Source organism: Salmonella sp. 32070601201500089SM, assembly GCF_017573605.1.
Taxonomy (GTDB): domain Bacteria; phylum Pseudomonadota; class Gammaproteobacteria; order Enterobacterales; family Enterobacteriaceae; genus Salmonella; species Salmonella enterica.
This window is the reverse complement of sequence record NZ_JAGETK010000018.1, coordinates 64433-90733: the sequence shown is the minus strand read 5'-3', so window position 1 is coordinate 90733 and position 26301 is coordinate 64433. Positions and strand designations below refer to the sequence as shown.

The window sequence follows — 26301 nt, the reverse complement described above, 5'->3', positions numbered from 1 at the left end:
GCTTTTCTCCGTGAGGTTCTGGTCTGAACCCCGCTGACCCGGCGGCCTGTGTGCCGTTGTTCCGTGTCAGTGGTGGCGCATTATAGGGAGTTATTTCTGCCTGACAAGAGGAAATTTAAAATAATTTTCTGAGTGCGCACTTTTTATTCTTTGCGTTTATTTTGCCGACGATTTGTTGGTTAAATGGGCTATTTCACGGGCAAAGTGCGCAACCTGTTCCCAGTCGGTGTACACCACTTCTTTACTGGTATCCGTTTCGCCGCCCGACATCTTCATAATAAGCTTGATCATCAGACGGTCATACCAGCGATAGCGGGGATAGCGAAGCGCGCCTGCAATGACGGCACAGTAGTCAGGTCGCCACGGAGAGCTCATTAAAAACTTACGCGCGTAGCTGTTAGTCTGCGGCGTCCGTTTTTCAGCTTTACGCGCCACCAGGTTAACGGAATAAAAGGCGCTCGGCATTCCGTTCAACCGCGTGGCATATTTCTTAACAAACTCCTGAAAGGCGCTGTGGTAATGACCATAACGAATAGACGCGCCAATCACTACGCGATCATAGCTATCCCAGTCCGGCTCTTCTGCGCGATGCAGATTAACGACATCGGCCCAGATCCCCATCTCTTTGAGTTCAGAAGCCAGATAAGAGGCAATTTCGCGCGTTTGTCCGTCCCGGGTAGAGAAAAGAATCAATGTTTTCACGTGTTACTCCATTATTCACGCCAGAAAGTCGGGGTAAAAAGTACCAGCAAAGTGAATACTTCCAGACGACCAAATAGCATGTTGGCGATGAGTATCCATTTCGCAACCGGATTCATACTGGCGAAGTTATCAGCAACCACCCCCAGCCCCGGTCCCAGGTTATTAAGCGTAGCCACTACCGAGGCGAAAGCCGAGAAATCATCTACGCCTGTAGCGATAATGGCCAGCATACTGACGATAAATACCAGCGCGTAGGCAGAAAAGAATCCCCAGACGGCTTCCAGAATACGTTCTGGCAGCGCCCGGTTCCCCAGCTTAATACTGTAAACGGCATTCGGATGCACCAGACGTTTGAGTTCGCGGTTCCCCTGTTTAAACAACAACAGAATACGGATGACCTTTAACCCCCCGCCCGTTGACCCGGCGCAACCGCCAATAAACGCGGAACATAGCAGCAAGACGGGCAAAAACAGCGGCCAGCGCGCAATGCTGTCCGTGGTAAACCCTGCCGTTGTCGCCATCGACACAACCTGGAAGAACGCCTGATTTAGCGTTGTCAGCGCCGAGTCGTAGATATTATGGAACCACAGTACCAGCGTGCAGATCACCACCAGCGTCAACTGTACGCCGATGAACATGCGGAATTCCGGATCGCGCCAGTATACCTTCAGGCTACGCCCGCTTAATAAAGAGAAATGCAGGCCATAGTTACAACCGGAGATCAGCAGGAAAATAGCGATGATGGTATTAATAGTGGGACTATCAAAATAGCCTACGCTGGCGTCATGCGTTGAAAAGCCGCCGATAGCGATAGTGGAGAAGCTGTGTCCGATAGCGTCAAACGCGGGCATCCCTGCAAACCATAGCGCCAGCGCGCAGGCTACCGTTAGCAAGACATAGATAAGCCACAGCGTTTTCGCCGTCTCGGCAATACGCGGGCGCATTTTGTTATCTTTGAGCGGCCCCGGCATTTCTGCCCGATAGAGCTGCATCCCCCCGACGCCGAGGATAGGGAGAATCGCCACCGCCAGCACAATGATCCCCATACCCCCAAACCATTGCAGCATCTGACGATAAAAGAGAATGGCGTGCGGTAATGAATCCAGCCCCACCAGCGTAGTGGCGCCCGTGGTGGTTAACCCTGAGAACGATTCAAAAAAAGCATCGGTAATGGTGAGGTTTGGGCTTTCCGAGAAAATAAACGGCAGCGCACCCACGCTGCCCAGCACGGTCCAGAACAGCACCACGATAAGAAATCCTTCGCGGGATTTCAGCTCGCCCTTTTCCCTACGGTTTGGCCACCACAGTATGGAACCGATCGCCAGCGCGACAAAAAAGGTCTGCGTGAACGCTCTTCCTGCGCCATCACGATATATTAGCGCTACCAGTCCCGGGAGAATCATTGTCCCCGAAAATAAGATAACCAGTAGTCCAACGATTCGGGTAATGGCGCGAAAATGCATCTCTGCCGCTTCCTTTATTCTTAAAAATGAGGTGGGGATTATTCTTCAATCGCTAACAATTGCAATGAACCACGGCTAAAATCCGCCAGTTTTGTGGAAAATGCATTCACATGAGCAAAAGGAAGCGCCACCCTGAGCCGAACAGACGCCTGATAATCGCTGGAAACGATCTTCCCGGCAAACTGTCCTAATAATGCTTCGATTCCGGCCAACTGACCGTACTCACACTGCAAAGTATATTCGGTTAATGGCGTCTTGCGTTGTGTGGCAAGCTGACGTAATGCCTGATTCACACCGCCGCCATAGGCTTTTACCAGCCCGCCCGTACCCAGCAGAATACCACCATAGTAGCGCACGACGACGGCAGTAATTTCTCCGACGCCGCTGCCCATCAATTGCGCAAGCATTGGCTTGCCCGCCGTTCCCGCCGGTTCGCCGTCGTCTGAAAAGCCCAGTTGCTGTGAGTCGTCCGGCGCACCCGCCACCCACGCCACACAATGGTGGCGCGCATCAGGGTGCTCAGCTCTGACTGACTCAACAAACGCTTTCGCTGCGTCTACGCCATCGGTATGCGCCAATAGCGTAATAAAGCGGCTTTTTTTGATCTCTTCAACAACGGTGACCGGCGCTGCAGGGATTAACCAACTGTCCATTACGCCAGTTTTAAATCCCGCGTCATGTTTTCCACGCCGTTTTCGTGGATGACCACGTTATCTTCAATGCGAATACCGCCGAAAGGCTTGAGCGCTTCAATTTTCTGCCAGTTGAAGTGCTTGCTGAACGGGCCTTCGCGCCACGGCGCTAACAGCGATTCGATGAAGTAAATCCCCGGTTCGATGGTCAACACCATTCGCGGCTGTAACACACGCGTGCAGCGCAGATACGGGTATTTGGACGGTGCGGCGAGATGCGTACCGGAATCATCCTGCATAAACCCGGCCACATCGTGTACCTGCAGACCCAACGGATGACCAATACCGTGCGGCATAAACGGCCCGGTGAGATCATTTTCCACCATCGCCTCTTCACTCATGTCGGTAATGATTTGATGTTTACGCAGCAGCTTCGCGATGCGCTGATGGAACTGAATATGATAATCCACATAGCTGACGCCCGCCTTCATGGTAGCGATCAGCGCCAACTGTTCATCGTTAACATCTTTCACCAGGTGGGCGTAGTCGTTATCGCTTTTCGCCGACCAGGTTCGCGTCAGATCCGCCGCGTAGCCGTTGTATTCCGCGCCCGCATCCAGCAGGAAACTGCGCATTTCAGACGGTGCCTGATGATCCAGTTTCGTGTAATGCAGCACGGCGGCATGTTCGTTCAGCGCCACAATGTTGCTGTATGGAACATCGGTATCGCGATGTCCCGTGGCGGTCAGGTACGCCAGGTTGATGTCAAACTCGCTCATGCCGGAACGGAAGGCCTCTTCCGCCGCCCGATGACCGCTCACCGCCATTTTCTGCGCTTCTCGCATACAGGCCAGTTCATAATCCGTTTTATAGGCGCGGTAGTAATGCAGATAGTCGATAACACCTTTCGGGTTGATGTTGCTGGCAGCGATATCCAATTGTAGCGCGCGCTCAGGAACCGGGCCGATATAGCCGATATTGCCACGCGCGGCAGGCAGCTGGCTGCCGATGCCATCCGCTTTCGGCAAGGCGACGACCTCGACTTCTTCCGTCCAGAAGGATGTTGGCAGCGGTTCAACGTTATGCCAGTAATCGACCGGCAGATAAAACCACAATTTGGGTTTGTTGACGCCATCGACCAACAGCCAGCAATTTGGAACCTGAGTTACCGGCACCCACGCTTTAAACTGCGGATTGACCTTAAACGGATAAGGGTGATCGTCGAGAAAGACGTTGAAAAGCTCGCCGGAATGAATAAGTAACGCATCCAGCTTAAAGCGCGCCAGAACATCGCGCGTCCGTTCTTGTAAGGTAACAATATGATTTTTATAGAGCGCGGCCAGTGATTCCATTTTTTACCCTTCTGTTTTTTTGACCTCAAGTTTCCGCATCTTAGCACATCGCCCCACGAGAGCGTGATCTCTGCCGAGCGTGATCACATCGGCATTTCTTTAATCATTTATTTGCATTTTATTAACACAAAATACACACTTCGCTTCATCTGGTACGACCAGATCACCTTGTGGATTCAGGAGACTGACATGCTTTATAAAGGCGACACCCTGTACCTCGACTGGCTGGAAGATGGCATCGCCGAACTGGTGTTCGATGCTCCAGGCTCGGTCAATAAACTCGACACCGCAACCGTCGCCAGCCTCGGCCAGGCGCTTGAGGTGCTGGAAAAGCAACACGATTTAAAAGGGCTGCTGCTGCGCTCGAATAAAGCGGCCTTTATTGTCGGCGCGGACATCACCGAATTTCTTTCACTGTTCCTCGTCCCCGAAGAGCAGTTAAGCCAATGGCTGCATTTCGCTAATAGCGTCTTTAACCGTCTGGAAGATTTACCCGTACCGACCCTTGCCGCCGTAAACGGCTATGCGCTGGGCGGCGGGTGCGAATGCGTACTGGCCACCGATTACCGTCTGGCGACGCCAGACCTCCGTATCGGTCTGCCGGAAACTAAACTGGGCATCATGCCGGGTTTCGGCGGCTCCGTTCGTCTGCCGCGTATGCTGGGCGCAGACAGCGCGCTGGAGATCATCGCGGCAGGTAAAGATGTCGGTGCAGAGCACGCGCTGAAAATCGGCCTTGTGGACGGCGTGGTCAAACAAGAGAAGCTAATTGAAGGCGCGATAGCGGTGTTACGCCAGGCCATTACCGGCGATCTCGACTGGAGAGCTAAACGCCAGCCGAAACTGGAGCCGTTGAAACTCAGTAAGATTGAAGCAGCGATGAGCTTTACCATCGCTAAAGGCATGGTCGCACAAACGGCGGGTAAACATTATCCGGCGCCGATGACCGCAGTGAAAACCATTGAAGCCGCCGCGCGTTTTGGTCGTGAAGAAGCGTTGAATCTGGAAAATAAAAGCTTTGTTCCGCTGGCACATACCAATGAGGCTCGTGCGCTGGTCGGTATCTTCCTCAACGATCAATATGTAAAAGGTAAAGCCAAAAAGCTGACCAAAGATATTGAGACGCCGAAACAGGCAGCCGTACTGGGCGCGGGCATTATGGGCGGCGGTATCGCTTACCAGTCGGCCTGGAAAGGCGTACCGGTCATCATGAAAGATATCAGCGATAAATCGTTGAACCTCGGCATGACCGAAGCGGCCAAGCTGCTGAACAAACAGCTGGAGCGCGGCAAGATCGACGGTCTGAAGCTGGCGGGCGTCATTTCGACCATCCACCCGACTCTCGATTATGCCGGTTTCGATCGCGTAGATGTTGTTGTCGAAGCGGTAGTCGAAAATCCGAAAGTCAAAAAAGCGGTACTGGCGGAAACCGAGCAGAAAGTGCGCCCGGAAACCGTGCTGGCCTCAAATACCTCCACCATCCCAATTGGCGAACTGGCAAGCGCCCTGGAACGTCCGGAAAACTTTTGCGGAATGCACTTCTTCAACCCGGTACACCGGATGCCGCTGGTTGAAATCATTCGCGGCGAGAAGAGTTCAGACGAAACCATTGCCAAAGTCGTCGCCTGGGCAAGCAAAATGGGCAAGACGCCGATTGTAGTCAACGACTGCCCCGGCTTCTTTGTTAACCGCGTGCTGTTCCCCTATTTCGCCGGTTTCAGTCAACTGCTGCGCGACGGCGCGGATTTCCGCAAGGTCGATAAAGTGATGGAAAAACAGTTCGGCTGGCCGATGGGCCCGGCCTATCTGCTGGATGTTGTCGGCATTGATACCGCGCATCACGCGCAGGCGGTAATGGCGGCAGGCTTCCCGCAACGGATGCAGAAAGAGTATCGCGACGCGATCGACGCATTGTTTGACGCCAGCCGTTTTGGGCAAAAAAACGGTCTGGGCTTCTGGCGCTATAAAGAAGACAGCAAGGGTAAGCCGAAGAAAGAAGAAGATGCTGCGGTGGATGACCTGCTGGCAAGCGTCAGTCAGCCGAAACGCGACTTCAGCGACGACGAGATAATCGCCCGTATGATGATCCCGATGATTAACGAAGTGGTTCGCTGTCTGGAAGAAGGCATTATCGCAAGCCCGGCGGAAGCCGATATGGCGCTGGTCTACGGCCTGGGCTTCCCTCCGTTCCACGGCGGCGCATTCCGCTGGCTGGATACACAGGGCAGCGCGAAATATCTTGATATGGCGCAGCAGTATCAACACCTCGGCCCGCTGTATGAAGTGCCGGAAGGGCTGCGTAATAAAGCGCGCCATAACGAACCGTATTATCCCCCGGTTGAACCAGCCCGTCCGGTTGGTTCTCTGAAAACGGCTTAAGGAGTCACAATGGAACAGGTTGTCATTGTCGATGCTATTCGCACCCCGATGGGCCGTTCGAAGGGCGGCGCGTTTCGCAACGTGCGGGCAGAAGATCTCTCCGCCCACTTAATGCGTAGCCTGCTGGCGCGTAATCCGTCGCTTACAGCGGCGACCCTCGATGATATTTACTGGGGCTGCGTACAACAAACGCTGGAGCAAGGCTTCAACATTGCCCGTAACGCCGCGCTGCTGGCAGAAATTCCCCATTCGGTACCGGCGGTCACCGTCAACCGTCTGTGTGGTTCCTCGATGCAGGCGTTACACGATGCAGCGCGAATGATCATGACCGGCGATGCGCAGGTTTGTCTGGTTGGCGGCGTGGAGCATATGGGGCACGTGCCGATGAGCCACGGCGTGGATTTTCACCCGGGTCTGAGCCGCAACGTCGCCAAAGCGGCAGGGATGATGGGGCTAACGGCGGAAATGCTCTCCCGCCTGCACGGCATTAGCCGAGAAATGCAGGACCAGTTCGCCGCGCGTTCTCACGCCCGCGCCTGGGCCGCCACGCAGTCTGGCGCATTCAAAACGGAGATTATCCCGACTGGCGGTCATGATGCAGACGGCGTGTTGAAGCAGTTTAACTACGATGAAGTGATCCGCCCGGAAACCACGGTCGAAGCGCTATCAACGCTGCGTCCGGCATTTGATCCGGTTAGTGGCACGGTCACGGCGGGCACCTCATCCGCGCTTTCCGATGGCGCAGCCGCCATGCTGGTAATGAGCGAAAGTCGTGCCCGTGAGCTGGGCCTGAAACCTCGCGCCCGTATTCGCTCAATGGCAGTGGTGGGTTGTGATCCGTCAATTATGGGTTACGGGCCGGTTCCGGCGTCAAAACTGGCGTTGAAAAAAGCGGGACTGTCAGCCAGCGATATCGATGTGTTTGAGATGAACGAAGCGTTTGCCGCACAGATCCTGCCATGCATTAAGGATCTGGGATTGATGGAGCAGATAGACGAGAAGATCAACCTCAACGGCGGCGCGATCGCGCTTGGTCATCCGCTCGGCTGCTCCGGAGCACGTATCAGCACCACGCTTATCAACCTGATGGAGCGCAAAGACGCGCAGTTTGGTCTGGCGACGATGTGTATTGGTCTGGGTCAGGGCATCGCCACGGTGTTTGAGCGGGTTTAATCAAAGATAATATCCCCTAAATAACTCGCATTGCAGCGCAGCGGCAACTGAGCGAATCCCCGGGCACATAGATAACTATGTGCCCGGGATGAGCAAAGGCAGCCAACAAAGAGGCTGCGCGAATTATGACGGGAAACAGTTTAGTTGCCGTTTTTCCCGCCCGTCAGGGGCGGGTTTTTTCACCGTATGGCCCGTTCTACTCAGTAAGCGCTTTGGTCAGGCTAAATGGCATAGCCTGATATCCACGCGCACCATGTATTTGCATTTCGACCGCAGGCTCTTTTTCTCCCCATTTGAACTCTTCCAGATACGGATTAGGCAAGCTGGTAAATGCGCCTACCGACAAATCAAACGCACCACCTGCTGTTGCGGAATACACGAACACAGAATTCTTGTCAGTCTGGTACTCGGTGATAGAGGTTACCGGGCTAAACCACTCGTTCCCGCGCTCTTTACCGTATTGCCAGATCTGTTGGACTGTCTTGTTTTTCTGGTCGATTTTGTAAATCACGGAGCGGCTGTATTTCATACTCTGCATAGCAGGCTGTTCTAAGCCGCGGCCATCGCCATTGTCGAAAGCGGAAAGGTATAAGATATCGCCTTTACTCTTACTATCAATTTTAAAGGCCGTATGTTGCGTCCATGTCCAGTCGAAGTCACCCTCGCAGCCACTGTCCTGGCAAGCAATTTTTTGGCCTTTGCTATCCACTGGCGTCAGAATTGCGGCATTAAATGGCGCTTTCCAGCCAGCAGGCGTACCCAGTATCCACTTCACTTTCTTATCGCGGCCGATTTTGATAATCGCACTCTGGTGGCGGGAGCTGATGATGATGGAATCATCTTCACTGTCATAGTCGACGCTGTTGACATGCGCCCAGTTGCGGCCAGCCCCACTACCCACGATATCCCCGAATTTGTCGGAGGAGTCCAGCGCCGCCAGATCTTCTTCGCTCAACGTATGGCCGGACTGGCTGGCGTCGATATTCAGGCACACAGCGCCCTGATCGAGGGTTTTCATTATCACATCACGATAAGGATCGAGGATATCAAACAGACGCCATTCATCCACTACCACGCCGTTCTGATCAACTTCGGCAATCACATCACGCACGGTACGAACATTTTTCCCATCAGGGCGTTTATAGTTAGAGCTGGCTACACGCAGGAAGTAGTGACCGTTGGCCGCGTTATCCATTGAGTGTGAAAAATCGTTATAATTATCCGGCAGACGGCGGTTAAAGATTTCACGCCCCATGATATCGTATTTCACATAACGCTGACCGTAGCCCCACGATAGTGCGCCATCCTGGTTTTGTTTAAAGCCCATCATAACGCCAGCACGATAAATTGACTTTAAATCATAAATTGAACTTGGATTCATAAACCAACGAATATCACCGGAGGTGTCGATAATAGCGTTAGCTGTAGTGAAGTTCCATTCTAATGCACCCCCAGTAGGGTTGTTCCAGACAGTACGCGTTCCATTCCCAGACTTATCTTTCGTATTATTCAAAAGATACAAGCGATCTTTAAATTCTGGGGAAACCTTTTTAACATCGATAGTAAAGAGTGCTGATTGTTCTTCTTTTGTACCCGCTGATTCAATATAGGCAGGCGGCGCATACATTTTATAGCTTTCTTTTACATTTTCGGTTTTACTACCCTGGATCCTTGTATATTCAACTTCAACGGTATTGACATAATCCGGGTAAAGACCAAAGACGGGAATACCGCCATACGTTAAAAGGTATTTATTATTAACTTTATACGCGATCTCCTGGCCATTTTCTTTGGGTACAATCCGTACATGCACGTCACGTAACTGGTAACCGCCATTACGAATAACGGCGGTTAGCGGCGCGATATCATAGGGGTTCATAACAACTTCGCCAATTTTTCCCTGGACCTGATAGTCCACTTTAGCGCCGCTGGCGCCGCCGATGGCGAAAGCAGTAGAAGGTACTGATGACAAAATTGCAACAGATAATGCGAGAGAAGTTAAAGCATATTTAAATTTCATAACACTCTCCATCTTATAAATAAATAACTAACTTTCCATTTTATGTTTCTTTTATAAAAATAAATGAAGCATATATAATTAACTATTTTTATTGATAGCCTCAGGACATAATATTACTTAATTTATTACACGCAATACAAAGCCTGTAGATATTCAACATCATAAGGTTTTATAGTTGACGATTAATTAATATTTAAGAGGACTTTTAGGTAGGCTAACGTAAAAAGGGACGCTACTGCGTCCCATAAAATAGTTAAATAAATGCGAACGCATCGCCAAACAGACGATCTTCCCGCGCGTTACGCTCATGACAGAACAGATCGCGGGCGATTTTCGCCATCTCAAAACGTCCGGCAATATAAATATCGTGCCCCGCCAGCGTACCATAATCCTGCAATACCGCCGTAAGTACCGTTCCTGTACGTCCACGCCAGCCTTCTTCCGGCTGCTCGACAACAGGTTCAATACGCAAATTCGGATGGTTAACAGAGAGTGCTTCCAGCTCAGAGAGATCATAGAGGTGCTTTTCTTCGCGACCACCCCAGTAAATGGTAACATCGCGGTTCGGGTTGCGCGCTAACGCCGTCAACAGGATGGAGCGCACATAAGAAAAGCCCGTACCGCCCGCGATCAGAATCAACGGACGCTCTTCATCGTCACGTAGCCAGGCGTCGCCATGCGGAATATCGACGACGATTTCCCGGTCTTTCAGAATTCGATCCATGACCGCCATCGCATACAGATTGAGCTCGGAAGCGCCAATGTGTAATTCAATAAACCCTTTCTCGTCCGGCGTTGAGGCCATCGAAAACGGGCGTTTGTCACGCTCGTCCATTACGACCATCAAATACTGACCAGCGCGGAATGAAAACGCCGCGTCCGGCACTAAACGAACCCGATATACGGTATCGGTGATAGCTTCTACCGAGGTCACTTTACAGCTTAAGGTTGTCATGCGCTCCCTCTGTCGGGTGTCGGGTCAATACCGACATTTTTCAAGCCGAGTCGCCGCAGCCTGAAATGTCGATGTCCGCTTTCAGTTATTTAAAGATAGCCAGCTCATCCCAAATCGCATCAATACGCGCGGTAACTTCAGGATCTTTAACAATAGGACGACCCCACTCGCGTTGGGTTTCGCCCGGCCATTTGTTTGTGGCATCCAGCCCCATTTTTGAACCCAGCCCGGAGACCGGCGAGGCAAAATCCAGGTAGTCAATCGGCGTATTTTCAACCAGCACCGTATCCCGCGCAGGGTCCATACGGGTGGTAATCGCCCAGATCACATCATTCCAGTCGCGTGCGTTAACGTCATCATCGCAAACGATAACAAATTTCGTATACATAAACTGGCGCAAAAACGACCAGACGCCCATCATGACGCGTTTCGCATGACCAGCGTACTGCTTTTTCATCGTCACTACCGCCAGGCGGTAAGAACACCCTTCCGGCGGCAGATAAAAGTCGACGATTTCCGGAAACTGTTTTTGCAGAATAGGCACGAAGACTTCATTGAGCGCCACCCCTAATACCGCAGGCTCATCGGGCGGACGCCCGGTATAGGTGGAGTGATAGATGGCATCCTCACGCTGCGTAATATGCGTGACGGTAAAGACCGGAAAGTTATCCACTTCATTATAATAGCCCGTATGATCGCCATACGGTCCTTCCGGCGCCATCTCTCCCGGCTCAATGTAACCTTCAAGGATAATCTCGGCGCTGGCAGGCACTTCCAGATCGTTAGAAAGGCATTTAACCACTTCAGTTTTCGTGCCGCGCAGCAGGCCCGCAAAGGCATACTCCGACAGAGTATCGGGAACAGGAGTCACGGCGCCAAGTATCGTCGCCGGATCGGCGCCCAATGCGACGGAGACCGGGAAACGTTCACCCGGACGCGCGGCTAACCACTCCTGAAAATCCAGCGCGCCGCCGCGGTGAGACAGCCAGCGCATAATCAGCTTATTTTTACCTATCAACTGCTGACGATAAATGCCCAGGTTTTGCCGCTCTTTGTGCGGACCACGCGTTACCGTCAGTCCCCAGGTAATCAGCGGCGCGGCGTCGTCCGGCCAACAGGTCATGACAGGAAGACGCGTTAAATCGACATCATCGCCAGACGCGATTTTCTGCTGGCAAGGCGCGCCGCGTAACCGTTTCGTCGGCATATTCAGCACTTGCTTAAACTGCGGCAGCTTGTCAAACAGATCGCGAAAGCCTTTCGGCGGCTCAGGTTCTTTAAGAAACGCTAATAATTTACCCACTTCCCGTAAGGCGGAAACATCATCCTGCCCCATGCCCATCGCCACGCGTTTTGGCGTGCCAAAAAGGTTGCACAGCACCGGCATGGCGTAACCTTTAGGATTTTCAAACAGCAACGCCGGTCCACCGGCACGCAGCGTGCGGTCAGCGATTTCCGTGATTTCCAGATGAGGATCCACAGGTAGCGTGATGCGTTTTAGTTCCCCCTGCTGCTCAAGTAGCGTCAGGAAGTCGCGTAAATCGTGATATTTCATGGCGTCCATTGTAGCCTCTTGGTAAGCGCATCATTATACGGCGTTCATCATCGGGATGCTGTATTTTTGTTAAATTAGCGTGAACTCTGGCAACCAACGCTAATCCAGATACGGCTTAAAGGATGAAGTGTATAATTAACTTCGCGCATGGCTTTTGCTATGCTTGCGCCCCGAACAAGCGGATAAGAGTCATTATGCAATCCTGGTATTTACTGTACTGCAAACGCGGGCAACTTCAGCGTGCTCAGGAACACCTCGAAAGACAAGCGGTAAGTTGCCTGACACCGATGATCACCCTGGAAAAAATGGTACGCGGAAAACGTACCTCCGTCAGCGAACCGCTCTTTCCTAATTATCTGTTCGTTGAATTTGATCCGGAAGTGATACATACCACTACAATCAACGCCACGCGCGGCGTCAGCCATTTTGTGCGCTTTGGCGCGCATCCTGCGATCGTGCCTTCCAGCGTTATTCATCAGCTTTCTATCTACAAGCCCGAAGGCGTTGTCGATCCTGAAACCCCCTATCCCGGCGATAGCGTCATCATCACGGAAGGCGCATTTGAAGGGCTGAAAGCGATTTTTACCGAACCGGATGGCGAAACGCGTTCGATGTTACTGCTTAATTTACTCAATAAAGAAGTGAAGCAGAGCGTAAAAAACACCGGTTTTCGCAAGATTTAGCGATCGTTCAGAATACGACCTCAAATAAGGTTCTGGCGTTGGCATCTGTCATCGCCGCTAACCATTGCGGATCTTCACCACGCCATAGCGCTATGCGCTCCAGGATGTGAGGCAGATACGCGGGCTCGTTGCGTCGTGACGTTGGTTTCGGCGTAAGATCGCGGGGCAACAGATACGGCGCGTCGGTTTCTATCAGTAGCTTTTCCGCTGGAATAAACGGTAAGAGTTCACGTAGCTCAAGCCCGCGTCGTTCGTCGCAAACCCACCCGGTAATACCGATATAGAGCCCTCTATCCACACAGGCCTGCATTTGCTGGCGTGAACCGGTAAAGCAGTGCAGTATTGCACCAGGAAGACTATCCAGCCAGGGATCAAGCAATGCCAGAAATCGCTCATGCGCGTCCCGGCAGTGCATAAAGATTGGCATCTGCAATTCGGCGGCAATTTGTAGCTGCGCCTGAAAGGCACGCTCCTGCTCCTGCGGCGTGGAAAAATTGCGATTGAAATCCAGCCCGCACTCACCGATAGCGACGACTTCCGGCTGGTTCGCCAGCGCAATAATGGCGTCTTCAGACGCGGGTGACCACTGACTGCTGTCATGGGGATGGACGCCAGCCGTCGACCAACAATGGGGGTAGCGCCGCGCCAGTTTTAACGCCTGCTGACTTTCATGGATGTTCGTTCCGGTCAGTAGCATACCTTTTACTCCCGCCGCAAACGCACGGGCGACCACATCATCACGATCTTTTGCAAACTGGCTACTGGTTAAATTAACGCCAATATCAAACATGCTTGCCCCCATATGACAACCGCCCTGGCGGGCGGTTGTGTTTAGTCTTCAGTGTGCTCGGCCTTTTCGGTTTCGGCCTCGTTATCTTCGTCGCGCGTCCGTCGCTTACCGACATAAAAGCGTGAGCAGAAAACGCCAATTTCAAACAGGCAGTACATCGGTATCGCCAGCAACGTTTGCGAGAAAACATCTGGCGGCGTAAGCAGCATTCCCACAATGAATGCCCCGACCAGGATATAAGGCCGTTTTTTACGCAAATCTTCTGGCGTGGTGATGCCCATCCAGCACAGCAACACAATCGCCACCGGCACTTCAAAGGCTACGCCAAAGGCCATAAAAAGCGCCATAACAAAGCTAAGATAGCTGGCGATATCTGTCGAAACCTGTACCCCTTCCGGCGCCGTATGCGTCAGGAAACCAAAGGCCAAAGGGAATACGACAAAATAGGCGAAGGCCATACCAATGTAGAAAAGCAGCGAGCTGGATACCAGCAGCGGTACGACCAGACGACGCTCATGCTTATACAGCGCCGGGGCGATAAAGGCCCAAACCTGGTACAAAATGACAGGCGCGGATAAGATCAAAGACACCATGAAGGTGAGTTTGATAGGCGTAAAAAACGGCGACGCCACATCCGTCGCAATCATTGTCGCCCCTTGCGGCATCTGTTTAATCAGCGGTGCGGCGACTAAATGATAAATATCATTGGCGAAATAAATTAACGCCAGAAAAATCAGAAGTACTGCGACGATGCAGTTTAGCAGGCGCTTACGCAACTCGATCAGATGCGTGATAAGCGGTTGAGTATCTTCTACAGCCATGTTTACGGTTTATCACTCGACGAGGGGGAAGATTCGACAACAGGCGCAGCGGATTTCTTCTCGGCGTCTATCGTGGCTACGGAAGCGGTTTCCGTCGACTCAGGCACGTTAGCTTTAACGGGCTCCGGCTTTTGTTCCGGCGCGCTCGCCTGTGTTTCAGCGGCGGCAGGGGTGACGCCCTCATGCTGCGTTTCGTTCCCTTTTACCACCGGATTATGGATGGTATGCGCTTCATCGCTCGCTTGTTCGGGATCGTTAGCGCTGTAGGTGCGTTTCATCGACTCCGCCGCCTGACGCAGTTCATCCATAGATGCTTTCAGTTCGGGAGTCAGATTTTCCAGGCTCGCCTTTTCGACTTTTTTCAGACTGTCCTGGAACTCCTGAAGTTTCAGTTCCTGAGTCAGTTCATTCTGAACCGTTGTCGCAAGGGATCGCAACGCGCGAATCCAGCCCGCTACCGTTTTTACCGCTACTGGCAATCGTTGCGGCCCCAACACAATGAGGCCGATAACGAACACTAACAGCAGTTCGCTAAAACCGATATCAAACACGGATTATACCTGCTCTTTATCTTGGCTTTTAGCGTCTTCCTTTTTCGCTTCGCCTTGCTTATCCGCGATAGATTTAGCGGTAAAATCAGCGTCCTGACTGGTTTTATCCTGTTTGGCATCATCATCGCTCATGGCCTTTTTAAAGCCTTTGATAGACGCGCCAAGATCGGAACCGATGGAACCGAGTTTTTTGGTGCCGAACAGCAGTACGACGATAACGGCAACAATCAACAACTGCCAAATACTGATACCACCCATACATGTTCCTCTGTGATAGATGATGAATTAATAGGGCCGCATTATACACATTATCCTTCGCGCTGCCTCTTTGTTAGCCGCTTTCGCCCGCCCTATTCACATACTTTTACATACGACCGGGACGACATTGACTTGCGGCCTGAGTACTGCCTCGAGTGATAATATGTACCTGCGTGACACAACCGGCGTTGAGCGATAAAAAATCTCAACGAGTTTTACGCCAGCCAACCAGCCAGACAACTACGCCGCCGACCATGAGCCAGCCAGGCATCAATCCCCATTCAGGGCGGTTGACGAGTAAGAATGACCCGCTCAGTAACAGCGTTGCGCCAATTCCCAATAAATAACGAGACTGACTTTGGCGCACATGGTTTACCTGTAACTCGCGCGCAATCTTATCAACACTGTGCTGTAAATATTTGCCCTGGCGCAAACTGTCGTACACCAGTTCAGGTATTTCTGGCACTTTTTCGACCCAGAACGGCGCTTTTTCTTTAAGAGCCCGCGTGAGAGCCGGAATACCCACCTGATCTTTGATCCAGGACTCAAGAAACGGCTTCGCCGTTTTCCACAAATCAAGCTGAGGATAAAGTTGCCGCCCAACCCCTTCAACATACAATAATGTTTTCTGCAACAACACCAGTTGCGGCTGGACTTCCATGTTAAATCGACGCGCTGTATTGAAAAGGTTTAACAACACATGACCAAACGAGATTTCCGCGAGCGGCTTTTCAAAGATAGGTTCACAGACGGTGCGGATGGCAAACTCAAAATCTTCAACGTTGGTATCTGGCGGAACCCAGCCTGAATCGACATGCAGCTCCGCCACCTTTCGGTAATCGCGATTAAAAAACGCGATAAAGTTTTCAGCCAGATAACGCTTATCTTCTTTGTTTAGCGACCCGACGATACCGCAGTCAATGCCGATATATTGCGGATTTTCAGGGTGTTCATGGCTGACAAAAATATTTCCCGGATGCATGTCCGCATGGAAAAAGCTGTCGCGGAAAACCTGGGTGAAGAAAACTTTAACCCCGCGTTCCGCCAGCAGTTTCATGTTGGTGCCGTTCTTTTCCAGCGCCGCCACATCCGAAACCGGAATGCCGTATATCCGCTCCATCACCATCATGTTCTGGCTACAGTAATCGGAGTACACCTCCGGGATATACAGCATGGGACTATTTTCAAAATTGCGGCGTAACTGAATCGCGTTGGCCGATTCCCGCAGCAGATTCAGCTCATCGATCAGCGTTTTCTCATACTCACGCACCACTTCCGTCGGGCGCAGACGACGCCCATCCGGCAACAGGCGTGGTACCCAGCGAGCAAGGCGATAAATCAGTTTCAGGTCTGCCTGAATTACCGGCAAAATATCCGGGCGAATGACCTTAATAACCACTTCTTTACCGTTTGATTTCAATCGCGCGGTATGTACCTGGGCGATTGACGCCGACGCTAAAGGCTGGATATCAAAGTCGTCAAACCAGGCTTCGACTGGTAGCCCCCCCATCGCCTCTTCAATCTGGGCTTTCGCCAGCCGACCATCGAATGGCGCGACTTTATCCTGGAGCAAAGCGAGCTGATCGGCGATTTGCGGCGGGAACAGGTCACGGCGCGTGGAGAGCATCTGACCAAATTTGATCCAGACCGGTCCCAGCTCTTGCAACGCCAGTCTTAATCGTTCACCCAGCAATTTATCTTTATGCCGGTTTGGCATCCAGAACAGCGAATAGCGCCATAATCGGAGTGGCAGTGTAAGACGCATTCGGGGGATGAGTTCATCAAGGCCGTAGCTTAAAAACGTGCGGATGATGAAATATAGGCGCCGTACTTCACCTGGCGTCATTTGGCCTCCAGTTTTTCCAGCCGTGTGGTCAGAGAATCTACGGCGCGCTCAACAGCCGCGGTTTCTTCGGCAAACCATGCGACTTCCAGCGGGCCAGGCGCCATACGCCACTCTTCAGTGATCGCTTCAGCGGCATAACGCTGCTGGCGTTGAAACCCGTGGCGCAGGAATTTAGCCCCGCCACGCACGGCCTTACCGATACTTTCCGCCGCAATATCACCCGTGTATGGCGCCAACAGCTCCGCAGGATCGAATTCGGCGAGATCGGCGAGCGCCACAAAATTTTGCACGACCTGAATATCGCCCTGCACTTCCAGTTCGCCGCTGCGAATAAGCGCGGCCAACTGCTGACGATCGCGTAGTTTTGGCAAAACGCTAGCTTGAGTGATTACCGTACAGTCCGCTTCGCCTTCCCATGCCCCCAGCACATCAACCTGGCGTTCGCTGAATACCAGGACTAATGGCGTCGAAAATCCCTTTAGTTTCACACACAGTACTTTTCCCTGTAAGCGCGTTCTGGCTGATTTCAGCGCTGGTGAACGATACAGAAACGTATTGAGGAGACCTTCAATTCCTGCGGTCACTAAGGGTTTAAAAGGCATTCCACCCTCCTAGAATTTATAACCACGGTGCAATGCCACAACGCCCGCCGTCAGATTGTAATAATCCACGCTCTCAAATCCGGCGTCCTGCATCATGGCTTTTAAGGTATCCTGATCGGGATGCATACGGATGGATTCCGCGAGATACCGATAGCTATCCGCATCGTTCGCGACCATCGAGCCAATACGCGGTAAAATATGGAAAGAATAGGCGTCATACGCTTTACTCAGCGGCTCAATGATAGGCTTGGAAAATTCAAGCACCAGTAAACGTCCGCCGGGTTTCAACACACGGAACATTGACCGCAGCGCTTTTTCTTTTTCCGTTACATTGCGCAAACCAAACGAAATGGTAATGCAATCAAACGTATTATCAGGGAAAGGCAGAGCTTCGGCATTCGCCTGCACATACTCTACATTGCCGATCACGCCGATATTACGCAGCTTCTCACGCCCCATTTTGAGCATGGAATCATTAATATCCGCCAGGATAACTTTGCCAGTTTCCCCGACCATACGTGAAAATTTCGCGGTAAGATCGCCCGTACCACCCGCTAAATCGAGAACGGTTTGTCCACGACGCACGCCACTGCAATCAATGGTGAAGCGCTTCCACAAACGATGAATGCCAAATGACATTAAGTCATTCATCACATCGTACTTTGACGCCACAGAATGAAAAACGTGGGCCACCATGTCAGCTTTCTGCTCTTTAGCGACGGTCTGAAAGCCAAAGTGCGTCGTTTCTTGTGAATCTTCCACCATCTCAGTGCCTGCTTATCGATAAAAATGTTCAAGAAGTGTAACAGATTGGGCCAATTTGCCCTACTCTGCGCCAGGACTAAACTACTCCGTATGGGTTAACTTAACTGCTGCTTCACCCGTTCATCATTGGGATAATGTTCATCCTGCCGCCCTTCAGGGATCGATCGTAAACGATATTCTTCATCTTGCGTAACGGCCTGTTCCGCTAAATCCGGATTAATCTCGCGTTTGATTTCCACGCCTAGCCCCCGGAAGGCCTCCGCCTGCGCCAAAACGTTGCCACGCCCCGACGCAAGTTTTTTCATCGCCTGGCGGTAGTTATCCTGCGCTTTATCCAGACTCTGACCGATCGCTGACATATCATCAACGAACAACCGCATTTTATCGTAGAGCTTACTGGCTCTGTCTGCGATGTGCTGCGCATTGCGGCTCTGGTGTTCATAGCGCCACAGGTTGGCGATTGTCCGTAACGCCACCAGCAGCGTCGTGGGGCTTACCAGCATAATGTTATTTTTCAGCGCCTCGGTTATCAGTTCGGGCTGTTTATCTAACGCCAGCAGGAAAGCGGGTTCTACGGGGATAAACATCAGAACATAGTCCAGCGAGCGGAGGCCGGGAAGCTGCTGATAGTCTTTGCGCCCCAGTAAGCGAATATGATTGCGCACCGAGGCGATGTGCTCTTGTAAAGCGGCCTCGCGCGTGTAGTCATCTTCAGCGTTAAAGTAACGCTCGTAGGCGACCAACGTCATTTTAGCGTCGATGACCACATCTTTGCCCTGCGGCAAGCGGACGATGACATCCGGCTGCATCCGCGAGCGCGCATCGTTCTCAATACTGACCTGGGTTTCGTATTCGTAGCCTTCACGCAGTCCGGATGCCTCCAGCACCCGCGCCAGCACAACTTCGCCCCAGTTTCCTTGCGCCTTATTGTCCCCTTTCAGGGCGCGCGTCAGGTTGATCGCTTCCTGCGCCATTTGCGCGTTAAGCTGCTGCAAATTACGAATTTCGTGCGCCAGCGTATGCCGTTCCTGCGCTTCTTTGCCAAAACTCTCCTGAACCTGGCGGCGAAAACCGTCCAGTTGCTCACGCAGCGGCGTCAGCAGGCTATTCAGGCTTTGTCGGTTTTGTTCGTCTACGCGACGATTACTGTGTTCAAAGATACGGTTCGCCAGATTTTCAAACTGCTCGCTTAAACGCTGTTCGCTGTTGATCATCTGACGGATTTTGTCTTCCGCGTGTTGTTGAGTCGCTTCCAGACGGGTCGTGACTTCACGCAGATCGGCTTCCAGAGAGGTATTAATACTGTGCAGGCTGCGCAGTTCGTTATTAAGTAACTCGCATTCACTGCGCCAGTGCGCTTCTTGCGCTAATTGCTGCCGGGCCGCGCTAAGTTCGATATCCAGCTCACGCCGTTCTTCGATAAGATCGGCGCGGATTTGATCGGCGTGCGCTTTCGTCGCCAGCCAGCCAATCACCGCCCCAGCCGCCAGCGCCACGACGGCGCTTATCATAAGAGTAATATCCACAACACCTCTCCTGGAACCACACTGTCCTGCACAAAATAGAATTGTGCTGTATAAACGTCCAGTTTAAAAGGGATTTCCTGCGAGGCGCCACGCAAAAAGAAAAGGCCGAACGCGTCGGCCTTTGCAAAAGAGAGGAGAATTACAGCAGACGACGGGCCGCTTCCACGACGATTTTCACCGCGTGGCTTTCAGTTTGTTTCATCGTTTCCGCATTCGGAATCTCTTGTTGGGTACGGTTGACGATAACGCCCGCCACCATACCTGCGCGTAACCCCTGGCTTGCGCACATGGTTAACAGCGTAGCGGATTCCATTTCGTAGTTCATCACGCCCATCGCCTGCCACTCTTCCATAGAACCTTTGAAGCGACGCACAACGCGGCCAGAATAGGTGTCGTAACGTTCCTGACCCGGATAGAAAGTGTCGGAAGAGGCGGTTACGCCAACGTGAGTCGTGGCGCCAATCGATTTCGCGGCTTCAACCAGCGCAGTGGTGCAGGCAAAGTCGGCAACCGCCGGGAATTCCATCGGCGCAAAATGCAGGCTCGCCCCATCCAGACGAACGGATGCGGTCGTTACCAGAACGTCGCCGACGTTAATGTGCGGCTGAATAGCCCCCGTGGTGCCGATACGCAAGAAGGTACGAATACCCAGTTGCGCCAGTTCTTCCACGGCAATAGAGGTAGACGGGCCGCCGATACCGGTAGAGCAAACGATAACTGCTTTGCCATCCAGCTCAGCGCGCCAGGAGGTGAATTCGCGGTGAGATGCCAGCTTAACCGGCTTATCCATCAGCGCGGCGATCTTTTCCACACGCTCAGGATCGCCAGGGACGATGGCGAGCTGGGCCCCTTGTAAATCGTTTTTGGTGAGGCCGAGATGAAAAACATCAGACTTGGACATATAAAACTCCTCTGTGAATCGGGTTTGTCAGAAGAAGCAAAAAGACACTTTACCTAAGGCATAAAGATATTTTCGTGACAGCCATCACTATGGCGTAAAACAATTGCACTCGATTACCATTAAAAAGTGATGCACATCACAATAAATAATCAATATCGCCAGGCATTGCACAAAAGATAGCCGCTTTAAGGCAATGTGGTTTGTTACACACTGTCTATAGTTAAGATTGCGCTATTTTTTAAGGGTACGGAGAATACCATGACAACGACACATCCATCCGGCTTTGCACCTGCAGCTTCCCCACTTGCCCCTACGATGATTCATACGCCTGATGGGGCCATTAGCGCGGGGATAACGTCGATTCCCTCTCAGGGCGACGATATGCCAGCCTATTACGCCAGACCAAAAGCGAGCGACGGCGCGCTGCCTGTGGTCATTGTGGTACAGGAAATTTTTGGCGTACATGAACACATTCGCGATATTTGCCGACGACTGGCGCTGGAAGGCTATCTCGCTATCGCGCCGGAGCTCTATTTCCGCGAAGGCGACCCCAATGATTTCGCCGATATACCCACATTATTGAGCGGGCTGGTGGCTAAAGTACCCGATTCGCAAGTCCTTGCCGACCTGGATCACGTCGCCAGTTGGGCTTCGCGCAACGGCGGGGATGCGCATCGGCTGATGATCACCGGTTTTTGTTGGGGAGGCCGGATTACCTGGCTGTACGCCGCGCACAACCCACAGTTAAAAGCGGCGGTAGCGTGGTACGGCAAGCTGGTGGGCGACACGTCACTCAATTCGCCGAAGCATCCCGTTGATATCGCCACCGATCTTAACGCGCCGGTACTGGGTTTATACGGCGGGCAGGATACCAGTATTCCACAGGAGAGCATGGAAACCATGCGTCAGGCGCTACGCGCCGCTAATGCGAAGGCGGAAATCGTGGTCTATCCCGATGCAGGGCACGCGTTTAATGCCGATTATCGTCCGGGCTACCACGAAGCCTCGGCGAAAGACGGCTGGCAAAGAATGCTGGAATGGTTCGCGCAGTACGGTGGGAAAAAAGGCTAACCACAGCGCATTACGATGTTTGTTGGGCCTACGAGACCAGAGTCGGTGTAGGCTCAACAAAGCGTCATCGCCACGTTAGCTATGCTTTACCACAGCATTTTTTATATTTTTTGCCGCTGCCGCAGGGACAGAGATGGTTACGACTGACGGCTCCTGTGTCTTTACGCGCGTCCTGCGCCAGCCAGCGCATGATCGATGCCATCGGATAGCCTTGCGCCAGCAGCTCCCGCCAGACATTCATATACGGCGTAACGTGCTGGAAAAAATGTTTATAGCCCGCACACAAGTAATTATGCGCAGGATGACCGGACGGCGAGACGGCAAAGCGATGCTTCGGACAGCCGCCATGACACGCAAAGCGGTAGTCACAGCGACGACAATCGGCGGTCAGGGTCTCCCGCTTGGCCTCACCAAAGGCAATAGCCCGCTCGCTATTATTTAAGGTTTTGATGCTGTGCTGGTGGATATTCCCCAGCAGATGCTCCGGGTAGACAAAGTGGTCGCAGTTGTAGAGATCGCCGTTCGACTCCAACGCGAAGGCATGTCCACAAGTCTCGGAATGTACACACAGTACCGGCTGTTGCGCCGTCCAGGCGGCTAACGCCACGTCAAACATCTGCACATAGACGCGGTCTACGTCGCGACGAACCCAGATATCAAAGATCTGGTTGAGAAATTCGCCATATTGCCACGACGGTACCGTCCATGGCGCCAGCTTTGCCGCGCTTTCGCCGGGCATCACCAGATTAAGTACCGATGAGTTATCGGTGCTCATTCGCTCTACCAGCGGGATAAACTGAATAAAACGCGATCCCGCCGCCAGAAGAAATTCGTAGACGTCTGCTGCATGACCGACGTTATGTTTTCCCACGACGGTTAAGGTATTAAAGTCGACATGGTGCGCTTTAAGCCGCGCCATTGCTGCGACGACCTGTTCATGAGTTCCTTTTCCAGCGCGATTAAGCCGATAGTGGTTGTGTAACGACGCCGGGCCGTCGATAGAGAGACCGATGAGAAAATGCTGTTCAGCGAAAAAGCGCGCCCACTCGTCATTCACCAGGATGCCGTTCGTCTGCAACGCATGAGTGATTTTTCGCCCATCGCCGTACTTTTCACATAATGCGACAACCCGACGGAAAAACGGTAGTCCCATCATGGTCGGTTCGCCGCCCTGCCAGGCAAAGTCAATGCGGTCGCCACTCTGCGCGGCAATATGCTGGCGTATAAATTGTTCCAGCGTCTCGTCCGACATCCGCCAGTTTTTATTGCGTTCCGGGTACAGCGCCTCTTTTTCAAGATAGAAGCAATATGTGCAATCAATATTGCAGATCGCGCCGCCGGGTTTGGCCATTACGTGACAACCTGCTACCGCCATGTCAGACATCTCCGTTAAAAAATAAGGTTCACCAGCGCCATGAGACAATGCGACGTTTATCGTCGCCAGGGAACATAACAGAATGGAAAACCTCGTTTTGTGCTATGAGAGCGCTGGGCGATCATGACAGGAAAAACGATCTGCGAGGCAATAAAATCCGCCGCGCTGCTTCCAGGGACGCTATCCGCCTGGTTGTCATTCATACGGAGAACCTTTTTATTATCAAGATCGCCAAATAGCCAGATCCTGAAAAAGACAGCGCGGAAAATAAGAAAAAGGGAAATGAGAAGAAAGAGGCGCTGTTAATCAGGTCAGGCACGGGCGCTACCCGTCAAAGGGTAGCGCCGCATTGCTGCCGGATAAACGCAGCGGTCAGGATGGGTTATTTCGCCTGACGCAGATTGTGCGCCGCTTTGACCATGTTCGCTAACGCCGCGCGGGTTTCAGGCCAACCGCGAGTTTTCAGACCGCAGTCCGGATTCACCCACAGGCGTTGTGCCGGTATACGCTGTGCCGCCTTCTTCAGCAGGGCTTCAATCCACTCGACGCTCGGCACGTTCGGCGAGTGAATATCGTACACGCCCGGCCCGATTTCGTTCGGGTAGTCGAACGCTTCAAACGACTCCAGCAACTCCATATCCGAGCGGGAGGTCTCAATGGTGATCACATCCGCGTCCAGCGCGGCGATCGAATCCATAATGTCGTTGAACTCGCAGTAACACATGTGGGTGTGGATCTGGGTTTCATCTTTCGCCACCGCCGCGTTGATGCGGAAGGCTTCCACACCCCATTCCAGATAGGCGTCCCAGTCGCTGCGACGCAGTGGTAGACCTTCGCGCAGCGCCGGTTCGTCGATCTGAATAATCCCGATCCCCGCCGCCTCCAGATCCGCGACTTCATCACGCAGCGCCAGCGCAATCTGTTTCGCAATCGTTTCGCGGGTCACGTCTTCGCGGGGGAATGACCAGCAAAGAATAGTCACCGGGCCGGTCAACATCCCTTTTACCGGCTTGTCGGTCAGCGACTGGGCATATTTCGCCCACTCCACGGTAATCGGTGCCGGACGGCTGATATCGCCAATCACTACCGGCGGTTTCACACAGCGGGAGCCATAGCTTTGCACCCAACCATTCTGGGTAAAGACGAAGCCGTCCAGATGCTCGCCGAAGTATTCCACCATGTCGTTTCGCTCGGCTTCGCCGTGTACCAGCACATCCAGCCCTAAACGCTCCTGCTCGATGATAGCCTGTTTGATATGTTCGGCGATGCCGGTGCGGTAGTTATTCGCGTCGAGGTTGCCCTTTTTGAAGTCCAGACGCAGACCGCGAATTTCCGTGGTTTGCGGAAACGAACCGATAGTCGTCGTCGGCCAGGCGGGTAGTTTAAAGCGGGCGCGTTGCGCTTCAGCGCGCACCTCATACGGATTCTCACGCTGGCTGTCCTGCGCGGTGATCGCCGCCAGGCGTTTTTCTACCGCGGCATTATGTACGCGACGGGAGTGACGACGAGCCTGAATCGGTGCGCTCCATTCCTCAAGCGCCGCCGTTTCGCCGCTGTTCAGCGCATCGCGCAGCAACGCCAGTTCACCGCATTTTTGCAGCGCAAAGGCAAACCAGCTTTTTACTTCCGTATCCAGACGCGTTTCGACGCTGAGATCGATCGGGCTGTGCAGCAAAGAGCAGGAGGATGCTACCCACAGCGCGCGTTTGCCCACAAGGGCGTTAATCTGCGCGTATTTTTCGGTCAAATCGGCGCGCCAGACATTACGCCCGTTAATCAAGCCTGCGGAAAGCAGCCAGTCGACCGGCAGACGTTGATGCAGTTCCGCTACATCATCTTTGCCATGAATGAGGTCAACATGTAGCCCCTGTACCGGTAGCGCGATAATAGTGTCCAGGTTTGGCGTCACGCCTTCAAAATAGGTCGTCAGCAACAGCTTCACCTGGCCGGCGAGCGCGTCGTAAGCCGGTTTGAAGGCATCCAGCCACGCCTGCGGCAGTTCCAGCACCAGCGCTGGCTCATCAATTTGGACCCACTCAATACCACGTTTTGCCAGTTCAGCCAGCACGTGCTGATACACCGGCAAAATGTCTTTCAGCAACGTCAGGCGGTCAAACGGCTCGCCTTTCACTTTACCCAGCCACAGATACGTGACAGGCCCCAGCAGTACGGGTTTGATCTTATGCCCCAGCGCCAGCGCTTCGTCCACTTCCTCCAGCAACTGTGTCCAGGTGAGTCTGAACTGCTGGCCTTTGCTGAACTCCGGTACTATGTAGTGATAGTTAGTATTAAACCATTTGGTCATTTCCGCTGCCGCCGCCGGTTCGCCGGTTGGCGCGCGACCGCGGCCAATGCGGAACAGAGTGTCGATGTCCACGGAACCGTCGTTGTTCTGATGACGAGCCGGCACATTGCCTAACAGCAGGCTGGTGGTCAGAACATGGTCGTACCAGGCAAAGTCGCCTACCGGTAACAGGTCAATACCCGCTTGTTTCTGCTGCTCCCAGTGACGCGCGCGCAGTTCGCGCCCCACCGCCAGTAACGCTTCACGCGTTGAGTTCCCCGCCCAGTAGCTCTCTTGCGCTTTTTTCAACTCGCGACGCAGGCCAACGCGAGGAAAACCGAGGGTATGAGTCAATATTGTCATTTTACTTCCTCTCTTATTTTATTGAATCTGAAAGTAAAACTCTAAATAGTTCGGCTTGCAGGAAGGCGGCGACACAGCGCATCCCCAGGAGCTTACTGAAGTAAGTGACTGGGGTAAGCAAGGAAGCCAACGCATCTGCAAGTCGAAATATGACGAGTTTTAGACGTCTGGATGTTTACACATCCATAATGTAAAGGTACTGTATATTCCTCAAGCGCAATTTGTTCATGGCGA

22 protein-coding genes are annotated in these 26301 nt (G+C 52.7%); 4 read left to right on the top strand and 18 right to left on the bottom strand.

Annotation, left to right across the window (positions count from 1 at the left end):
* Window positions 1-156: 156 nt before the first annotated feature.
* The 4 genes from hemG to pepQ are packed head-to-tail and all read right to left on the bottom strand — an operon-like array spanning window position 157 to window position 4149.
* Window positions 157-702: a menaquinone-dependent protoporphyrinogen IX dehydrogenase gene (hemG, locus tag J4728_RS21715; protein WP_000853982.1), complete on the bottom strand. Its 546-nt coding sequence runs from the start codon at window positions 700-702 to the stop codon at window positions 157-159.
* Between the two features lie 11 nt (window positions 703-713).
* Window positions 714-2165, bottom strand: coding sequence for a Trk system potassium transporter TrkH (gene trkH, locus J4728_RS21710; protein WP_000545688.1), 1452 nt, complete (start codon window positions 2163-2165; stop codon window positions 714-716).
* Window positions 2166-2203: 38 nt separating this feature from the next.
* Window positions 2204-2818, bottom strand: a complete 615-nt coding sequence (locus tag J4728_RS21705; RefSeq protein ID WP_000378897.1) for an IMPACT family protein — start codon at window positions 2816-2818, stop codon at window positions 2204-2206.
* Window positions 2818-4149, bottom strand: a complete 1332-nt coding sequence (gene pepQ / locus J4728_RS21700) for a Xaa-Pro dipeptidase (protein ID WP_000444529.1) — start codon at window positions 4147-4149, stop codon at window positions 2818-2820. Before pepQ ends, J4728_RS21705 begins: the two co-directional genes overlap by 1 nt.
* 189 nt (window positions 4150-4338) lie before the next feature.
* Between pepQ and fadB the strand changes: the two genes are divergently transcribed.
* Together fadB and fadA are read left to right on the top strand one after the other, a co-directional pair.
* On the top strand, window positions 4339-6528 hold the full coding sequence (fadB, locus tag J4728_RS21695) for a fatty acid oxidation complex subunit alpha FadB (RefSeq protein ID WP_000966008.1): 2190 nt from the start codon (window positions 4339-4341) through the stop codon (window positions 6526-6528).
* 9 nt (window positions 6529-6537) lie between these two features.
* A complete protein-coding gene (gene fadA, locus J4728_RS21690; RefSeq protein ID WP_000438778.1) occupies window positions 6538-7701 on the top strand; it encodes an acetyl-CoA C-acyltransferase FadA in 1164 nt (387 codons plus the stop codon).
* Between the two features lie 196 nt (window positions 7702-7897).
* On the opposite strand, the gene J4728_RS21685 is transcribed toward fadA, so the two are convergent.
* From J4728_RS21685 to ubiD, 3 genes are all read right to left on the bottom strand, one after another.
* Window positions 7898-9721 (bottom strand): aryl-sulfate sulfotransferase, encoded by a 1824-nt coding sequence (locus J4728_RS21685; protein WP_000669901.1) that lies wholly within the window; start codon window positions 9719-9721, stop codon window positions 7898-7900.
* 253 nt (window positions 9722-9974) lie between these two features.
* Window positions 9975-10676 carry an NAD(P)H-flavin reductase gene (gene fre / locus J4728_RS21680; protein ID WP_000209832.1) on the bottom strand — a complete coding sequence of 234 codons (702 nt, stop codon included), beginning with the start codon at window positions 10674-10676 and terminating at the stop codon, window positions 9975-9977.
* An 85-nt stretch (window positions 10677-10761) separates the two neighbouring features.
* A complete protein-coding gene (gene ubiD, locus J4728_RS21675) occupies window positions 10762-12240 on the bottom strand; it encodes a 4-hydroxy-3-polyprenylbenzoate decarboxylase (protein WP_000339760.1) in 1479 nt (492 codons plus the stop codon).
* A 185-nt stretch (window positions 12241-12425) separates the two neighbouring features.
* Here ubiD and rfaH point away from each other — a divergent pair, with 185 nt between their 5' ends.
* On the top strand, window positions 12426-12914 hold the full coding sequence (rfaH, locus tag J4728_RS21670) for a transcription/translation regulatory transformer protein RfaH (RefSeq protein ID WP_001192410.1): 489 nt from the start codon (window positions 12426-12428) through the stop codon (window positions 12912-12914).
* Window positions 12915-12921: 7 nt separating this feature from the next.
* Here the strand turns inward: rfaH and tatD are convergent, their stop codons facing one another.
* The 9 genes from tatD to udp all read right to left on the bottom strand — a co-directional run bounded on the left by tatD (window position 12922) and on the right by udp (window position 20974).
* Window positions 12922-13704, bottom strand: coding sequence for a 3'-5' ssDNA/RNA exonuclease TatD (tatD, locus tag J4728_RS21665; protein ID WP_000459637.1), 783 nt, complete (start codon window positions 13702-13704; stop codon window positions 12922-12924).
* A gap of 41 nt (window positions 13705-13745) precedes the next feature.
* Complete coding sequence (gene tatC, locus J4728_RS21660) at window positions 13746-14525, bottom strand: Sec-independent protein translocase subunit TatC (protein ID WP_000257554.1); 780 nt, start codon at window positions 14523-14525, stop codon at window positions 13746-13748.
* A gap of 2 nt (window positions 14526-14527) precedes the next feature.
* Entirely contained in the window at window positions 14528-15076 is a 549-nt protein-coding gene (tatB, locus tag J4728_RS21655) for a Sec-independent protein translocase protein TatB (protein WP_000459612.1), read from the bottom strand.
* 3 nt (window positions 15077-15079) lie between these two features.
* Complete coding sequence (gene tatA / locus J4728_RS21650; protein ID WP_000508972.1) at window positions 15080-15334, bottom strand: Sec-independent protein translocase subunit TatA; 255 nt, start codon at window positions 15332-15334, stop codon at window positions 15080-15082.
* A gap of 205 nt (window positions 15335-15539) precedes the next feature.
* A complete protein-coding gene (gene ubiB, locus J4728_RS21645; RefSeq protein ID WP_208212381.1) occupies window positions 15540-17180 on the bottom strand; it encodes a ubiquinone biosynthesis regulatory protein kinase UbiB in 1641 nt (546 codons plus the stop codon).
* The gene (gene ubiJ / locus J4728_RS21640) at window positions 17177-17782 is read right to left on the bottom strand and encodes a ubiquinone biosynthesis protein UbiJ (protein WP_001116090.1); all 606 of its coding nucleotides are present in this window, start codon (window positions 17780-17782) and stop codon (window positions 17177-17179) included. Before ubiJ ends, ubiB begins: the two co-directional genes overlap by 4 nt.
* A 9-nt stretch (window positions 17783-17791) precedes the next feature.
* The gene (ubiE, locus tag J4728_RS21635; RefSeq protein ID WP_000229009.1) at window positions 17792-18547 is read right to left on the bottom strand and encodes a bifunctional demethylmenaquinone methyltransferase/2-methoxy-6-polyprenyl-1,4-benzoquinol methylase UbiE; all 756 of its coding nucleotides are present in this window, start codon (window positions 18545-18547) and stop codon (window positions 17792-17794) included.
* A 95-nt stretch (window positions 18548-18642) separates the two neighbouring features.
* Window positions 18643-20073: a DNA recombination protein RmuC gene (gene rmuC, locus J4728_RS21630; RefSeq protein WP_000355562.1), complete on the bottom strand. Its 1431-nt coding sequence runs from the start codon at window positions 20071-20073 to the stop codon at window positions 18643-18645.
* A gap of 139 nt (window positions 20074-20212) precedes the next feature.
* The gene (gene udp, locus J4728_RS21625) at window positions 20213-20974 is read right to left on the bottom strand and encodes a uridine phosphorylase (RefSeq protein WP_000045169.1); all 762 of its coding nucleotides are present in this window, start codon (window positions 20972-20974) and stop codon (window positions 20213-20215) included.
* Window positions 20975-21232: 258 nt separating this feature from the next.
* On the opposite strand from udp, the gene J4728_RS21620 reads away from it, so the two are divergent.
* On the top strand, window positions 21233-22045 hold the full coding sequence (locus J4728_RS21620; protein WP_208212379.1) for a dienelactone hydrolase family protein: 813 nt from the start codon (window positions 21233-21235) through the stop codon (window positions 22043-22045).
* 79 nt (window positions 22046-22124) lie between these two features.
* Here the strand turns inward: J4728_RS21620 and J4728_RS21615 are convergent, their stop codons facing one another.
* Together J4728_RS21615 and metE are read right to left on the bottom strand one after the other, a co-directional pair.
* Window positions 22125-23468, bottom strand: a complete 1344-nt coding sequence (locus tag J4728_RS21615; RefSeq protein ID WP_000017941.1) for an anaerobic sulfatase maturase — start codon at window positions 23466-23468, stop codon at window positions 22125-22127.
* Between the two features lie 334 nt (window positions 23469-23802).
* On the bottom strand, window positions 23803-26067 hold the full coding sequence (metE, locus tag J4728_RS21610; protein WP_000154181.1) for a 5-methyltetrahydropteroyltriglutamate--homocysteine S-methyltransferase: 2265 nt from the start codon (window positions 26065-26067) through the stop codon (window positions 23803-23805).
* Window positions 26068-26301: the final 234 nt, after the last annotated feature.

Coding starts and splice junctions, on each gene's coding strand:
- trkH (WP_000545688.1), bottom strand. CDS start 2,165: ATGCATTTTCGCGCCATTACCCGAATCGTTGGACTACTGGTTATCTTA.
- J4728_RS21705 (WP_000378897.1), bottom strand. CDS start 2,818: ATGGACAGTTGGTTAATCCCTGCAGCGCCGGTCACCGTTGTTGAAGAG.
- pepQ (WP_000444529.1), bottom strand. CDS start 4,149: ATGGAATCACTGGCCGCGCTCTATAAAAATCATATTGTTACCTTACAA.
- fadB (WP_000966008.1), top strand. CDS start 4,339: ATGCTTTATAAAGGCGACACCCTGTACCTCGACTGGCTGGAAGATGGC.
- fadA (WP_000438778.1), top strand. CDS start 6,538: ATGGAACAGGTTGTCATTGTCGATGCTATTCGCACCCCGATGGGCCGT.
- J4728_RS21685 (WP_000669901.1), bottom strand. CDS start 9,721: ATGAAATTTAAATATGCTTTAACTTCTCTCGCATTATCTGTTGCAATT.
- fre (WP_000209832.1), bottom strand. CDS start 10,676: ATGACAACCTTAAGCTGTAAAGTGACCTCGGTAGAAGCTATCACCGAT.
- ubiD (WP_000339760.1), bottom strand. CDS start 12,240: ATGGACGCCATGAAATATCACGATTTACGCGACTTCCTGACGCTACTT.
- rfaH (WP_001192410.1), top strand. CDS start 12,426: ATGCAATCCTGGTATTTACTGTACTGCAAACGCGGGCAACTTCAGCGT.
- tatD (WP_000459637.1), bottom strand. CDS start 13,704: ATGTTTGATATTGGCGTTAATTTAACCAGTAGCCAGTTTGCAAAAGAT.
- tatC (WP_000257554.1), bottom strand. CDS start 14,525: ATGGCTGTAGAAGATACTCAACCGCTTATCACGCATCTGATCGAGTTG.
- tatA (WP_000508972.1), bottom strand. CDS start 15,334: ATGGGTGGTATCAGTATTTGGCAGTTGTTGATTGTTGCCGTTATCGTC.
- ubiB (WP_208212381.1), bottom strand. CDS start 17,180: ATGACGCCAGGTGAAGTACGGCGCCTATATTTCATCATCCGCACGTTT.
- ubiJ (WP_001116090.1), bottom strand. CDS start 17,782: ATGCCTTTTAAACCCTTAGTGACCGCAGGAATTGAAGGTCTCCTCAAT.
- ubiE (WP_000229009.1), bottom strand. CDS start 18,547: ATGGTGGAAGATTCACAAGAAACGACGCACTTTGGCTTTCAGACCGTC.
- udp (WP_000045169.1), bottom strand. CDS start 20,974: ATGTCCAAGTCTGATGTTTTTCATCTCGGCCTCACCAAAAACGATTTA.
- J4728_RS21620 (WP_208212379.1), top strand. CDS start 21,233: ATGACAACGACACATCCATCCGGCTTTGCACCTGCAGCTTCCCCACTT.
- metE (WP_000154181.1), bottom strand. CDS start 26,067: ATGACAATATTGACTCATACCCTCGGTTTTCCTCGCGTTGGCCTGCGT.